The 13,298-nt window shown below is 61.6% G+C and carries 11 protein-coding genes; 6 read left to right on the forward strand and 5 right to left on the reverse strand.

All coding sequences use genetic code 11. The features are described from left to right. The first annotated feature begins 57 nt into the window (after positions 1-57). Complete coding sequence (locus tag AB0O97_RS04875; protein ID WP_363880580.1) at positions 58-1,626, forward strand: SPFH domain-containing protein; 1,569 nt, start codon at positions 58-60, stop codon at positions 1,624-1,626. Between the two features lie 112 nt (positions 1,627-1,738). Here the strand turns inward: AB0O97_RS04875 and AB0O97_RS04880 are convergent, their stop codons facing one another. Further along, positions 1,739-2,758 (reverse strand): 2-oxoglutarate and iron-dependent oxygenase domain-containing protein, encoded by a 1,020-nt coding sequence (locus AB0O97_RS04880; RefSeq protein ID WP_363840792.1) that lies wholly within the window; start codon positions 2,756-2,758, stop codon positions 1,739-1,741. A 228-nt stretch (positions 2,759-2,986) separates the two neighbouring features. Between AB0O97_RS04880 and AB0O97_RS04885 the strand changes: the two genes are divergently transcribed. The 3 genes from AB0O97_RS04885 to hrpB all read left to right on the forward strand — a co-directional run bounded on the left by AB0O97_RS04885 (position 2,987) and on the right by hrpB (position 6,816). After that, positions 2,987-3,661: an MBL fold metallo-hydrolase gene (locus tag AB0O97_RS04885; protein ID WP_363880583.1), complete on the forward strand. Its 675-nt coding sequence runs from the start codon at positions 2,987-2,989 to the stop codon at positions 3,659-3,661. A gap of 86 nt (positions 3,662-3,747) precedes the next feature. After that, positions 3,748-4,071, forward strand: a complete 324-nt coding sequence (locus AB0O97_RS04890; protein ID WP_363840786.1) for a putative quinol monooxygenase — start codon at positions 3,748-3,750, stop codon at positions 4,069-4,071. Between the two features lie 6 nt (positions 4,072-4,077). After that, a complete protein-coding gene (gene hrpB / locus AB0O97_RS04895) occupies positions 4,078-6,816 on the forward strand; it encodes an ATP-dependent helicase HrpB (RefSeq protein ID WP_363880586.1) in 2,739 nt (912 codons plus the stop codon). A 53-nt stretch (positions 6,817-6,869) separates the two neighbouring features. Here the strand turns inward: hrpB and AB0O97_RS04900 are convergent, their stop codons facing one another. From AB0O97_RS04900 to AB0O97_RS04915, 4 genes are all read right to left on the reverse strand, one after another. Beyond that, positions 6,870-7,727: an SDR family oxidoreductase gene (locus tag AB0O97_RS04900; RefSeq protein WP_363880589.1), complete on the reverse strand. Its 858-nt coding sequence runs from the start codon at positions 7,725-7,727 to the stop codon at positions 6,870-6,872. Beyond that, positions 7,727-8,290 carry a DNA starvation/stationary phase protection protein gene (locus AB0O97_RS04905; RefSeq protein WP_363880592.1) on the reverse strand — a complete coding sequence of 188 codons (564 nt, stop codon included), beginning with the start codon at positions 8,288-8,290 and terminating at the stop codon, positions 7,727-7,729. Before AB0O97_RS04905 ends, AB0O97_RS04900 begins: the two co-directional genes overlap by 1 nt. Before the next feature lie 216 nt (positions 8,291-8,506). After that, positions 8,507-9,127, reverse strand: coding sequence for an L-threonylcarbamoyladenylate synthase (locus AB0O97_RS04910; protein WP_363840774.1), 621 nt, complete (start codon positions 9,125-9,127; stop codon positions 8,507-8,509). 72 nt (positions 9,128-9,199) lie between these two features. Continuing rightward, positions 9,200-9,967 (reverse strand): YggS family pyridoxal phosphate-dependent enzyme, encoded by a 768-nt coding sequence (locus tag AB0O97_RS04915; protein ID WP_363840772.1) that lies wholly within the window; start codon positions 9,965-9,967, stop codon positions 9,200-9,202. 254 nt (positions 9,968-10,221) lie between these two features. Here AB0O97_RS04915 and AB0O97_RS04920 point away from each other — a divergent pair, with 254 nt between their 5' ends. Next, the gene (locus AB0O97_RS04920; protein WP_363880595.1) at positions 10,222-12,747 is read left to right on the forward strand and encodes a transglycosylase domain-containing protein; all 2,526 of its coding nucleotides are present in this window, start codon (positions 10,222-10,224) and stop codon (positions 12,745-12,747) included. A gap of 114 nt (positions 12,748-12,861) precedes the next feature. Further along, on the forward strand, positions 12,862-13,290 hold the full coding sequence (locus tag AB0O97_RS04925; RefSeq protein WP_363840766.1) for a universal stress protein: 429 nt from the start codon (positions 12,862-12,864) through the stop codon (positions 13,288-13,290). Positions 13,291-13,298 lie beyond the last annotated feature (8 nt).

Consider the following 13,298-nt stretch of genomic DNA (forward strand, 5'->3'; position numbering starts at 1 on the left):
GAAGCCACTAGGCGGGCCGTGGGTCTCAGCATGGCCGCCGTGAACCCGAAAGGCGTCATGTCTTATTTGACCCTCATTCCCTTATTCATTGGGCTCGGCGTGTTGGTGGTGCTCATCATCGTCGCTGCCGTCATCTCCCGGATGGCTCTGCATATTGCCAGTCCTGACCAGGCCCTTGTCATCTCCTCCAAGGACAACAAGAGCCAGCCAGATCCCAGCAGCCAGCGCGTGGTGTTCGGCCGCATCTTCATCAACCCCTTCACGCAGCGCGCGTACCCTCTGTCCCTGGCCTCACGGCAGGTTTCATTGAAGATTGAGGGCATCTCCAAGAACGGCATCAAACTTCACCTCACGGGCGTCGCACAGGTCAAGGTCGGTGGCGACGCCGATTCCGTCCGCAAGGCAGCCCAGCGTTTCCTCAACCAGCAGGACGCCATTGACCACTACACGCAGGAAACCCTCTCCGGTTCACTGCGTTCGATCGTGGGTACCTTGACAGTGGAATCCATCATCAAGGACCGTGCCACCTTCGCCAAGAGTGTGAAAGAAGAAGCCGAGCACTCCATGCACAACCAGGGCCTGGAGATCGATACCTTCCAGATCCAGTCGGTCGACGACGACTCCGGTTACCTTCTGAACTTGGGTCGCCCCGAGGCCGCTTTGGCCGAAAAGAACGCCAAGATCGCTGAAGCTCAGTTCCTGCAGGAAGCAGAGCAGGCCAAAGCCATTGCTGACGAGCAGGTTGCGCTTGCTCAGCAGCAGTTGATCATCAAGCGTGCCGAGCTCAAGGAAGAGGCAGATGCCCGCCAGGCTCGGGCCGATGCGGCTGGCCCCCTCGCCGCCGCCGAACAGCAGGAGCAGGTCATCATCCGCGATCAGCAGGTTGCCTTGCGCCGCGCGGAACTGCGCGAGAGGGAACTTGACACCGAAGTTCGCAAGCCGGCCGACGCCGAGAAATACCGCTTGATCCAGCAGGCTGACGCCAAACTGGAGGAACGCCGTCGTGCTTCCGAGGCTGCTGAAATCGAAGCAACCGTAGAACTTGCCAAGCGCAAGCTCACGGCCGAGGGTGACAGGGTTGCCGCCGAGGCGGACGCCGCGTCATCCACCGCTCGCGGTAACGCCGAAGCTGCTGTGGTCGAGGCTCGAGGCCGCGCCGATGCAGCTGTCATCAAGTCCCGCGGTCAGGCTGAGGCCGAGTCCACGGAGGCAAAGGGTGTGGCCGAGGCCGCCGGTATTGCAGCTCAGGCTGAGGCGTACGAGAAGTTCAACGAGGCCGCTATCCTCAGCAAGGTCCTGGAAGTTCTCCCCGCCATGGCCCGCGAGGTGGCAGCTCCCATGGCAGCCATCAAGGACATGACAGTCATCTCCAACGACGGCGCCAGCCAGTTGAGCAAGAACGTCTCCAACGGCGTTCAGCAGACAACGCAGCTGATCAAGGACTCCACGGGTCTGGACATCATCGGCTTGCTGCAGGGCATGGTCGGCGGCGGGTCCACGGAATCCTCCAGCGGAGCAGCCAGCGGACTTCTCAATGCCGTTAACAAGGGCAAGTCCAGCGCTGAGAATTCCAGCAAGGGTCAGTCCAGCAAGGGCACCCCGGAAATCGGCTCCGAGAACAGCTAGCAGCAACCAAGCACCCAGGTATTAACAAACGGCGACGCCGCGAACTGCTTCTACAGTTCTCGGCGTCGCCGTTTTTCTGGGTCGTCCTGCGCGGCTTCAAGCGCCGCGTGTATTAGCCGAGTTCGGGGTAGTGGATGGCTGCCGTTTCCGGGTGGGCACGTACCCAGCCTTTGAGCACGTTGGAGCCGTAGGAGGATAGCATCGGGTTGTCCGGATCATCGCTGACGCCACGGGCTTCGGCAGCGAGAGCAGGCGGCAACGGCACGGTATCAATCACGGCGTCCAGGCGCGGGGACCAGAAGAACGGCACCGAGTAGCGGTCCACGCCGGGCGGGGGAGCGGTTACGCGGTGGATGGTGGCCATGAGGTAGCCATTGGTGGCCACCTCAAGCATTTCGCCCAAGTTCACCACGAGGGCACCGGGAATCGGCTCGACCGGGATCCAGTCTTCTTGACCGTGCGGCTGAACTTCCAAACCGCCCACATTGTCCTGCAACAGCAAGGTGACAAAGCCGTAGTCGGCGTGCGCACCAACACCCTGGGTGCCAGCCTCTGGAACCTGACCACCAACATAGTGCACCAACTTGCCCATCCATGCGGGCGCAAAGGTGAACGGTTCGGCCAGGTAATCCTCCGGCAGACCCAACGCAACGCTGATGCCCTCGAGCAGATCCACGCCGATCCGCGCCATCAACGCCGTCCACTGCAAAGCCGTGCGTTCCAGCTCAGGGTACTGATCGGGCCACTGGTTGTGTCCCTGCAGGCGCAGGAACAGCTGATCCTCCGGGACATCGATCAGCGGCTCACGGTCGGGACCGAAATCGATCTGTTCGCGGGAGTCGGCACGGCCTCGGGTAATTTCCTTGCCCAGGCGGGTATACCCGCGGAACTGGGCGGAGCTGCGGTTATCCAGCTCAAGGCGCTGCTCCAGCGGCAAGCGGAAGAACCCTGCCACCGTCTCCAATAGTTCCTCAACTTGGCCCTCGGCGGCGCCGTAATTGATGACTTGGAAGAACCCGACATTGTGCGCGGCGTCGCGCAGCGCGTCGATGAACTCCATATTGAAAAAGCCGTCCGAATTGCGGGCGGTGGAGAGATCTAGAACCGGGACTGAGGTGCGTGTTTTGCTCATTCCTCCAGCGTGAACGCTCCGAACGCAAAAGAGAAGTAATATTTCTAATTGTTGCGTCACAAACTTGCCCCGAAGCAAAACGTTACTTCTCTCAAGTTCGACGCCGGCACCTAGGCTGGCACTTATTCCGAACCTTTTGATTCAGATACGTCATATTGTTCGCGTTCGTTCGGCCGAGAGCGGCGCTGAGTCAAGTTTGATTCCCTTCACTGGGGATAGGGTTCTCTTATGACTGTTGACTCTTCGCTGCTATACGACCTTCCCGACTACACAGTGCGCCGGAACGTGGTCTCGGCCATGGCGAACAATGTGTACTTGATTACCGCCAAGGGCACCGGCGCACAGATCCTCATTGATGCAGCGGATGATCTCCCGTCCATCAAGGAGCTACTCCAGGATGCAACCGGCGACGCCGAGGTGCCCACATCTCTGGCCATGATCGCCACGACACACCAACACTGGGATCATGTCCGCGCGCTGGCCGGGCTCGTGTCCCACAGCGGTGTGCCCACGGCTGCCGGCACCGATGACATCCCCGGTATTGCCAAAGAATCCGGCGTGGCCATTGACCTGGCGTTGGTCCACGATGGAACGCTGTCTGTGGCTGGAATCGAGCTAGTGGCAGTTCATCTGCGCGGCCACACCCCCGGTTCCATCGCTTATGTCCTGCAGCCAGGATCTGATGCTGCGCCCATCATTTTCAGCGGAGATTCCCTGTTCCCCGGCGGCGTCGGCAACACCCAAGACGATCCAGCACGATTCACCTCACTGGTGAACGATGTCGAGGAACGCCTCTTCAACGTCTACCCGGACAACGCAGTAGTGCTGCCCGGTCATGGTGACGGAACCACCATCGGCGCCGAACGCCCCTCCCTGCCCCAGTGGCGTGAGCGCGGCTGGTAGCCCGCTACTGGTCCACCGCCTCTCAACACCGCCTCGCAACACCGGCGCAATCCCAGCATGTCCCCTCATCGAGATAGGCTAGAGGCATGTACTTCATTGTTGTTAAATACCAAGTCAAGCCCGAAGCCACCGCAACATTCATCGACCTTGTGACCCCCTTCACCGAAGCAACCCGCGCCGAGCCAGGCAACCTATGGTTCGACTGGTCACGCAGCGTCGTTGATCCGAACGAGTTCGTTCTCGTCGAGGCTTTCCTGGACGACGATGCCGCCGGCAAGCACGTCAATAGCGAGCACTTCAAGGCCGGCCTGGAAACCATGCGCCCGGCCCTGGTCTCCACACCCAAGATCATTTCCCGCAAGGTGGATGGCAGCGATTGGGATGACATGGGCGAACTGCAGATCGGCTGATTTCTTATGTCGACTCCCGCTCAGGCTGAAATCCCGGGCGGACCCTTCAACATTGCCACGATCGGGCAGGGACTGGTTTTTGCTCAGTCCCTGCCCGATCTGGCCGCCATCCTCAAGGGCGCCGGGCCACAGCGGACCAACGGAGGTGCCGCCCACGAGAGTCTCTCGGCCGTTGTCCAGGCGCCTCCTGGCACCGGCAAAACAACGCTGGTGCCACCCCTGGCAGCCAACGCACTCGGCGCCACCGCCGCCCACCGGGTTCTGGTCACTGCGCCGCGTCGAGTGGCCGTCCGCTCGGCGGCCCGGCGGTTAGCGTCCCTTGATGGCACGGCGCTAGGTGGCAAAGTCGGCTACACCGTGCGCGGCGAGAGCCACAGCAGCGCCGAGACGATCATTGAATTCCTCACCCCTGGCATCCTGTTGCGCCGCCTCTTGCACGATCCGGGGCTCGAGGGCGTGGCCGCAGTCATCCTTGACGAAGTCCACGAACGCGGCCTCGACACGGACCTCTTGCTCGGCCTACTCGGGGAAGTCCGGCAGTTGCGCAGCGACCTGACCCTCATCGCCATGTCCGCCACGCTCGACGCCGCCCGCTTTGCTGAGCTCTTGGCAGCGGACGACGCCGGGTCCCCGGCGCCCGTGGTTGACTGTCCCTCAGCGCTGTTCCCCCTGGAGATCAGGTGGGCCCCCTCAGCCCAGCCGCGCATGGACCAGCGCGGCATCACTCGCTCCTTTTTGGATCACGTAGCAGACACCGCTGCCACCGCGCATGCCGCGGCCCTATCTGTAGATCCATCCATTGACGCGCTGGTATTTGCCCCCGGGGCCTGGGAAGTCTCCTATATAGCAAACCGGCTGCGCTCCGCTCGCCAGCACGCAGCCGAACCCAACTCTGCTGGTCCACATGATTCTGCTGAGCCCAGCATCGACGTGTTGGAGCTGCACGGTCAGGTGTCGGCCCGTGAGCAGGACCGTGCTGTTTCTGCGCGTGAGCCCGGGGGATTGCCGCGCATCATCGTCTCCACGTCGCTGGCGGAATCTTCGCTGACAGTGCCCGGAGTTCGCTTGGTGGTGGATTCTGGACTTTCACGTGAACCCCGGCGTGATGCTGCCCGCGGTATGACCGGTTTGGTCACCGTCTCCACCTCACGCGCCTCGGCGGATCAGCGTGCCGGCCGCGCTGCCCGCTTAGGTCCCGGAACCGTGGTGCGCTGCTATGAGCAGAAGACTTTCGCGGCAGCTCCGGCGCATCCCATGCCGGAGATTGCAGTTGCCGAGCTGAGCGCCGCGGCCCTGTTGCTCGCTTGCTGGGGCGCACCAGGGGGAGTGGGGCTGCGTTTACCCACCGCGCCTCCGGCTCCCGCCCTGGCCGCCGCCGTGGAAATCCTCGGCGAGCTCGGAGCCCTCGATGCCACCGGTCACGCCACGGACTTGGGCCGGACACTTGCTGATATACCCGCCGACCCACGCCTCGCCCGTGCCCTGCTCGACGGCGCTCCAGTCGTTGGGGCCAAAATGGCAGCTGAGATTGTGGCCCTGGTGTCCGGAGATGGCAGAGCCCCCGGCGCTGATCTGAGCGCTCTACTCTCCGGTATGCGCTCCGGCCGCGATCCGGGATCGCACCGCTGGAGTCAGGCAGTACGCAGGCTCGAACAACTTCTCCGCAAGGACACCCGCAACGGTGCCACAGATAAAGCAGCTAGCCCCGCTGCCGGTCCATCGGCTGGTGCGCACCCGCGGAAGGTGAGTGCCGCCGAGGGGGTGGGGTTCGTCGTCGGACTCGCCTTCCCGGACCGGGTGGCCAGGCTGGTGGAAAACGCTGCCGGGCAGCAATATCTGCTCTCCTCGGGCACCCGTGCGGGCTTGCCGGCTGGCAGTTCGTTGACAGGTCATGAGTGGCTGGCCGTGGCAGAAGTCTCCCGCGCGCAGGGCCGCGATGCGGCCGGAACCGGCGCCATCATCCGCTCAGCAGCGCCCTTGGATCAGCAGCATGCGGAGACGGTCGCCGCACATATGCTCCAGGACTCGGTGGTAGCAACTTTCAGCAACGGCAAGGTCTCCGGACGCCGGGAACGCAGGCTTGGCGCCATTGTTTTGCTGTCGACTCCCGCGAAGGCCACGCCAGCGCAAGGCCGCGAAGCTGTGGCTTCCGCAGTGGCTAAGGAGGGGCTGGGCCTGCTCGCCTGGTCTGGAGCGGCGGATCAACTTCGCCGCCGCTTGGCGTTGCTGCACCGTGAACTGGGGGCACCGTGGCCCGACGTCAGTGACGCCGCACTTTTGCAGCGCTTACCGGACTGGTTGGGGCCTGAACTGGAATCTGTGGCGGCTGGTAAGGCACTCTCCTCCCTGTCACTGAGTGATCCGTTACGGCGTCTGCTGCCCTGGCCCGAAGCATCCCGGTTGGCGGAACTGGCGCCGGAGACACTGGCTGTACCCAGTGGCTCGAACATCCGGATTGAGTACCCGGAGGTATCCGACGACGGCCCTCCCGTGGCCGCTGTAAAGCTGCAGGAATGTTTTGGGCTGGCAGAAACGCCTCGGCTGGTCAACGGCCGGGTGCGAGTGCTGTTCCATTTGCTGTCGCCCGCCCGCAGGCCGCTCGCCGTGACGGATGATCTGAGCTCTTTCTGGAGCGGACCCTACTCTCAGGTCCGGGCAGAGATGCGCGGACGTTATCCGAGGCATCCCTGGCCCGCAGACCCATGGAGTGCACCGGCCACCGCCAAGGTCAAGAAGCGAATGTAGCCAGCGGCGCCTCCGGCGGAGGCTACCGCCGGCGGCGCCCACGCTGCAAGCGGTTATCGTCGCGCTTGGCTGGTGCCTGCGTTGGTGGCTTCTCGCCAGTCATTGTTGCTCACGTGCGAGCTGGCCTGGGCGCCTACTTCCGCCATGCCGCCGTCGACCTCCCAGCTGGCGCCAGTGACGTAACTCGCCTCGGGGGAGGCCAGGAAGACGATCACGTTGGCCACTTCCTCGGCTGTTCCGCCGTATCCCAATGGAATGCCTGGGCGGAGGATCTGATGCGGGTGCCTGGTTTCGGTGTCGGGAAGATGCGTGGCAATCTCTCCCGGTGCAACGGCATTGACGGTGATGCCGTGACCGGCCAGTTCCACGGCAAGGGTCTTGGTCAGACCGTCCAAGCCAAACTTCGAGGCACAATACGCACCGTACCCAAAACGCGGCTGATGAGCATGAATGCTGGTCACCACCACGATCCGGCCACCAACACCACCGGCGATCAGCAACTTGGCAGCCGCCTGCAGGCAGAGGAAGGCGCCATTGAGGTTGGTGTCCAGAATTCGCTGCCACTCGTGCAGCTCGGTGTCCACCACTGATTTGGTCAGCCCGATGCCCACGTTGTTCACGAACACCCCCAGTGACCCCAGGGCGTCGGCCAGCAGTGTGATCGCCGGGGCACAGCTGGCGGCATCGGTGGTATCCAGCCACACCGAAACTGCTCGCTGACCCAAACCCTCAATCATCTGGACGGTGTCTGCTGCACCAGTTTCATCGTCATGCCACGTGAATCCCACATCGTATCCGCTGCGGGCCAAGGCAATGGCAGTGGCCTTGCCAATGCCTCTGTCGGCGCCGGTCACAATGGCGGTGTGCGGATAATCCGTACGAGCGCCCAGGACAGGGACAAGGCCCGGCACTATTTGGGGGCTTTCGCCGCTGCCGAACGTTCGGTCTTGCTGCCGGCATTGGCGAGGTCACCGGCGTCGTCCTCCAGATGCGCGCGCATAAACCACTGGAACAACTCCAGCTGGGCACACTGGGTGATGATCATGTCCTCGGTGATCGGATCCACCTCGCCCACGGCAGTCAGAGTTTCGCGGTGACTCTTGAGGAATCCGGAATACACCATATCCAGCGCCGCGAGATGAGCCGAAGTGTGTGCGCGCCCAATGGAGTAATCGTCCCAGGAACGTGCGGTCACGAGCGCTCCAGGCAGGCCGTTGGGGGAGACACCGAGGGTGGCAATCCGTTCCGCGGTCTCATCAACCATGGCCCGGACGAGCTCGATCTGGGGGTCCAGCATCTCGTGAACGCTGATGAAATCCCTGCCAACAACGTTCCAGTGCGCGTGTTTGAGCGTCAGTTGGAGATCGTTCAGGGCGTGTAACCGCCCCTGAAGCAACGTTGCGACCTGATGTCCGTCCTGCAGTGACAGACCGGGCACTGTGTAACCTGTGTGGGCTGTTCTCTTGGTGACCATTGAAACTCCCTCGAATCCTGTTTGTGTGCTTGCACTTATTCTGTTCAGGTTCTTGCTTGTTCTTACTGGTTGGCTAGCTTTTCAGCTGACCGGCTCAGCGCGCTGTCCGGCCACTTCCACGCTAACCATAACTAGCCTCAAGTTCCAGAGCTACGCCTTATCAAAAGGCCGCAGGTACGCCACTCTCGTTTGGCTCTAGACCCTATTCGAAACGTATTATTCGAAACGGCTGGGATCGCCCATGCCGCGGCGCACCACTTCTGCATAACCGCTGGAGAAGTCCACCACTGTGGTGGGCTCGGCGCCGACGTCGCCGGAATCAATCACGGCGTCAACCACGTGGTCCAGAGCTTCCTTGATTTCCCATCCCAGCGTCAGCGGCTCTTCCTCGCCGGGGAGCAACAATGTGCTGGAGAGCATGGGCTCACCGAGTTCTTCAAGAATGTCGTGGATGAGGCGACTGTCCGGGATACGGACACCAACGGTCCGCTTCTTCGGGTGCGCCAGCCGCTTCGGGACCTCCGGCGTTGCCGGCAGGATAAAGGTGTAGGGACCAGGTGTGACGGCCTTGATGCTTCGGAAAATGTCATTGTCGATCATGACAAATTGGCCCAACTGAGCAAAGTCTTTGCAGACCAGCGTGAAATGATGATGCTTGTCGAGCTGGCGAATGGTCCGGATACGGTCCAGAGCTTCACGATTTCCCAGTTGCGCACCCAGCGCGTAACAGGAGTCCGTGGGGTATGCGATCAAACCGCCAGACCGCAGGATTTCAACGATCTGGCTGACGGAGCGCGCCTGCGGATCGTTCGGGTGGATGTCGAAAAATTTAGCCATGACCCGAGCATACGACCCCATGGCCTACGGCGCCGCCATTGACCGCATTTCATGGCTATTTTTACCTTGGCTTCAGGCTCCGGGGGCAGGCCAGTAATAACTGTCTGGCAGGGCACGGGCCCCAAAAATCGCTTGCCCCACCCGCACCACCGTGGAGCCCTCCTCAATGGCCAGTTCAAAGTCGCCGGACATGCCCATAGACAATTCTGAAAGGTCGACGCCGGATGGCGCCATCGACCGCCATTGCTCCCTGACGCTGTGGAGACTTTGGAAACAAGCGCGAACCCGGGCATCGTCTGCACTGTGGATTGCCAGTGTCATGAACCCTTTGATGCGCAGGTGCTCGAAGGCTGGGAGTTCTTTGAGGAAGGCCCCCACTTCCTCCGGTGGCAGCCCAAATTTGCTGTCCTCGCCCGAGGTGTTGACCTGGACCAGGACCTCCAAAACTCGTCCCGCTGTGGCGAGCCGGTTGTTCAAGGCGGTAGCGACGCTGAGCCGGTCCAACGCCTGAAATTCGTGGGCAAATTCGGCTACTAACTTTGCCTTGTTACTTTGTAGATGGCCAATGACATGCCATCGCAGTCCGGGGATGTCCGCTAGTTCACGACTTTTACGCAGGGCCTCCTGCACTTTGTTTTCGCCTAGGTCTTTGCAGCCGACCGCAATGGCGTGGCGCATCCTTGCCGAGTCCACAGTCTTACTGACCGGCAGTAGCCGAACATCCGCTACCGTGCGCCCGGCGCGCTGGGCGGCAGCTGCCATCCGAGTTTTGACCAAGGCCAGCCGTTGAGCGAAGTCTTCAACCGTGTAGGCGGTGGGGTAGGGCAGCTGCTGTTCCATGGACCCACACTTTCACGAATGACAAGCTGTGTGGAAGGTCCCACCGGGGAACACTGTCACAACACCACCTTCAGAGCAGCAGTTTTAGACCACGCTTTCCCAGAGCATGACGGTGCCGTTTTCAGGGTCGTTTTCAGGAAATTCCCATCTTTAAGGCACACTCTAAAAGGGCCCGTGCCGCTAAGTGCTAATTGATTACCGCTAGCTACTGATTGCGGCCAGCCAAACGGCAGCAGCTATTGAGGGGAACGTGCATGGCCCAGGACGCAACACCGAAACCAGGCCCGGCAAAGGGTATGCCCCCGAATGGGCAAGCATACGAGAAGGTTGACGGGGGTCCGAGCGGAAAGGCGGCTAGGACTAGTCTCCTCCGTCGGGAAGGCTGGCTCACAGGCTGGCGTGGACTCTTTGGAAGCAGTAAGGGTCTCGGAACTGGCAAGACCCTCGCCCAGTGGGGGCGGTTCTTTGCTATCTGTGCCATCTCCGGAACCCTCGTGGCTGCCCTCTTTGTCCCGGCCGCCGCAATCGCCACAACGGCTATGCACGGCGCCGATGACTTCATTAGCAATGCCCCACAGGTATTGGATATGAAGGCGCCGCCGCAGGCCACGACGATCCTGGCCGCCAACGGCGCCACGATCGCCACCCTCTATGCCCAAGACCGTCAGATTGTTGGGTTGGCGGACATGTCACCTTTCATCAAAGAGGGCATTGTTTCCATCGAAGATTCCCGCTTTTACGACCATGGGGGAGTAGACCCCACGGGTATCTTGCGCGCTCTCGTAGCTACCGCCCAGGGCGGCAGGCAGGGCGCCTCCACCATCACCCAGCAGTACGTGAACAACATGCTCATTGAACAGCTCGTGGCCGAAGGCAAAACGGACCAGGCCAAGTTCGGGATGGACAAGACCGTTACCGACAAGGTCAATGAGATTCGCCTCGCGATCAGCTTAGAAAAAGAAATGTCCAAGGACGATATCTTGGCCGGATATCTGAATATCATCTACTTCGGCAACGGCGCCTACGGTATTGAATCCGCTGCCAAACTGTACTTCAACACCACCGCCGCCAAGCTGACTCTGCCTCAGGCCGCCGCCCTGGCTGGGGTGGTCAATAACCCGGGGTATTACGACCCCATTACGCAGCCCGATCATTTGGTGGAGCGCCGAAACGACGTCCTGGCCAGGATGTTGACGCAAGGCAAGATCAGCAAGAAGGACCATGATGCCGCGGTCAAGACACCGCTGGAGCTACATGTGACAAAATCCGGCCAGGGCTGCACTGCTGCCGCCATGGCACCGTACTTTTGCGACTACGTCCAGCAGCTGATACTCAACGACAAGGCCTACGGCGCCACGGTGGAGGAGCGCACCAAGCTCCTGTACGGTGGCGGACTGACCATCAAGACGACCCTGGACCCGGCACTGCAGAACGTGGCCCAGGAACAGGTCAATGGCACCATCTCGGGGGCCGACCCACTCGAGCGCGGTGCCGCCGTCGTCAGTGTGCAGCCGGGCACCGGCAAGGTCCTCACCATGACGCAGAACACGGTTTACAACCCGGCACCTGATCCCGGGAACTACATGGGCAACTTTGCGCTGCCCGTCAACGATGCCAGTGGCCAACCCCTCCACGGTGCAGGCGGCTTCCAGATTGGTTCCACATTCAAGCCGTTCGTGTTTGCCGAATGGCTCAACAGCGGCCACTCCATGATGACCTCCATCAATGGTGCCGTGCGCTATTACCCCGCAGGGTATCCGTGGAAGAATTCCTGCGGCACCACCACCGGTTCCTATGACCCGTCAGTGCCGGGCGAATCCCTGCTGCCCAACGACGGCCCCAACGACTACCATTCCATGACGGCCTACCTTGGCCTGGCCATCTCCATCAACACGGTCACGTTCCAGACGGCCACGGCCCTGGACTTCTGCAACATCCAGAAGATGGCGACGGCGGCCGGGGTCAAGGACGGGCACACCAACAAGCCCTATGACCTCTCCAACATCCCCGCCCTGATCGGCACCAACGATGTGGCCCCCATTGACATGGCGACGGCGTTTGCCACTTTCGCCAACGATGGTGTGCGCTGCAGCCCCATTGCCCTGGTCTCCGTCAAGGATGCGGCAGGAACCAATTACCCGGTTCCGGGCGCCGGCTGCCAGCGGGCCATGACTTCCGAAGTGGCGGCGGGTGTGACTTACGCGCTGCAGTACATGCTGACCAATGGTTCCGGCTACGCGATTCCGCTCAACGACAAGAGCTCCTCCTTTGCCAAGACCGGCACAACTGACGGCAACATCCAGACCTGGACCATCGGTGCCAACTCCGGCATTGCCACGGCCTCCTGGTTTGGCAGCTACAAGGGCAACGCGGACAAGTACATCAACCAAGACATCACCATCAACGGCGTCTACTACCCGAACATTGACGGAAACCAGCTCGCCGGCAGCAACTGGGCCGCTGTCATGAACCAAGCCGCCCAGACTCCCGGACTGAGCGCCAAGCCGCTGAACCAGCCGCCGGCGCTCATGCTGGCGCCGACCGCTCCGTACGTGGCCGGTGTCAATGATCCCAAGCCCGGGGAGGTGATCTCGCCCGTGCCCGGGACCCTGCAGGCTCCTCTCCAACCCAACCAGCCGGCACAGCCGGAGCCATCCGCTCAACCAAGTGCACCAGCGCAACCCGCACAGCCGGTGCAACCAAGTGCACCAGCGCAACCGGTGCCATCAGGCGAACCGGGCCAGCAAGGCACACCTGTGCAGCCGGTCCCAAGCCCGTGAATCAGTGGGCCGGTGGCCCACGTTGCGCACCGAGAGAGCGCCAATTACCTCCTTTATGTTTCATACGGAAGAATGCAGGTAACGGGACAAGCCCGCAGTTCTAAGGAGCAATTCGTGTCTGAAGCTACACCAGAAGTTCGTATTGTTGTCGGTGTTGACGGCTCACCATCCTCGGTGAATGCACTCAAGGAAGGCGCGCGCTTGGCAGCCGAATTGGGCGGTGTGGTCGATGCTGTTGCTGTCTGGGAAATGCCAACCAAACACTCCAGTTACGCCGCGTTGGGCATTGGCAGCTTCGAGGAGGGTGCCCGTAAAGTTTTGAGCGATGCACTTTTTCAGGCCTTTGGTGAAGACGTCCCGGCCTCCGTTTCTGCACGGCTGCTGCAGGGTTCGGCAGCTAGCGGATTGGCATCAGTGGCCCAGGGCGCACGCATGCTCGTCGTTGGGCGCCGTGGTCACGGTGGCTTGATGGGGCTGTTGCTGGGATCTGTTAGTTCCGCGGTCGTGAACCAGTCGCCGGTTCCGGTGCTAGTGGTTCAGTAGCGGCGCTG

The sequence above is a fragment of the Specibacter sp. NPDC078692 genome (assembly GCF_040686835.1).
In the GTDB taxonomy this organism is placed as follows: domain Bacteria; phylum Actinomycetota; class Actinomycetes; order Actinomycetales; family Micrococcaceae; genus Specibacter.

Excerpts from the sequence above, each read along its gene's own strand:
- AB0O97_RS04880 (WP_363840792.1), bottom strand. The coding sequence starts at position 2,758 with ATGAGCAAAACACGCACCTCAGTCCCGGTTCTAGATCTCTCCACCGCC.
- AB0O97_RS04910 (WP_363840774.1), bottom strand. The coding sequence starts at position 9,127 with ATGGCTAAATTTTTCGACATCCACCCGAACGATCCGCAGGCGCGCTCC.
- AB0O97_RS04875 (WP_363880580.1), top strand. The coding sequence starts at position 58 with ATGTCTTATTTGACCCTCATTCCCTTATTCATTGGGCTCGGCGTGTTG.
- AB0O97_RS04920 (WP_363880595.1), top strand. The coding sequence starts at position 10,222 with ATGGCCCAGGACGCAACACCGAAACCAGGCCCGGCAAAGGGTATGCCC.
- hrpB (WP_363880586.1), top strand. The coding sequence starts at position 4,078 with ATGTCGACTCCCGCTCAGGCTGAAATCCCGGGCGGACCCTTCAACATT.
- AB0O97_RS04885 (WP_363880583.1), top strand. The coding sequence starts at position 2,987 with ATGACTGTTGACTCTTCGCTGCTATACGACCTTCCCGACTACACAGTG.
- AB0O97_RS04915 (WP_363840772.1), bottom strand. The coding sequence starts at position 9,967 with ATGGAACAGCAGCTGCCCTACCCCACCGCCTACACGGTTGAAGACTTC.
- AB0O97_RS04905 (WP_363880592.1), bottom strand. The coding sequence starts at position 8,290 with ATGGTCACCAAGAGAACAGCCCACACAGGTTACACAGTGCCCGGTCTG.
- AB0O97_RS04890 (WP_363840786.1), top strand. The coding sequence starts at position 3,748 with ATGTACTTCATTGTTGTTAAATACCAAGTCAAGCCCGAAGCCACCGCA.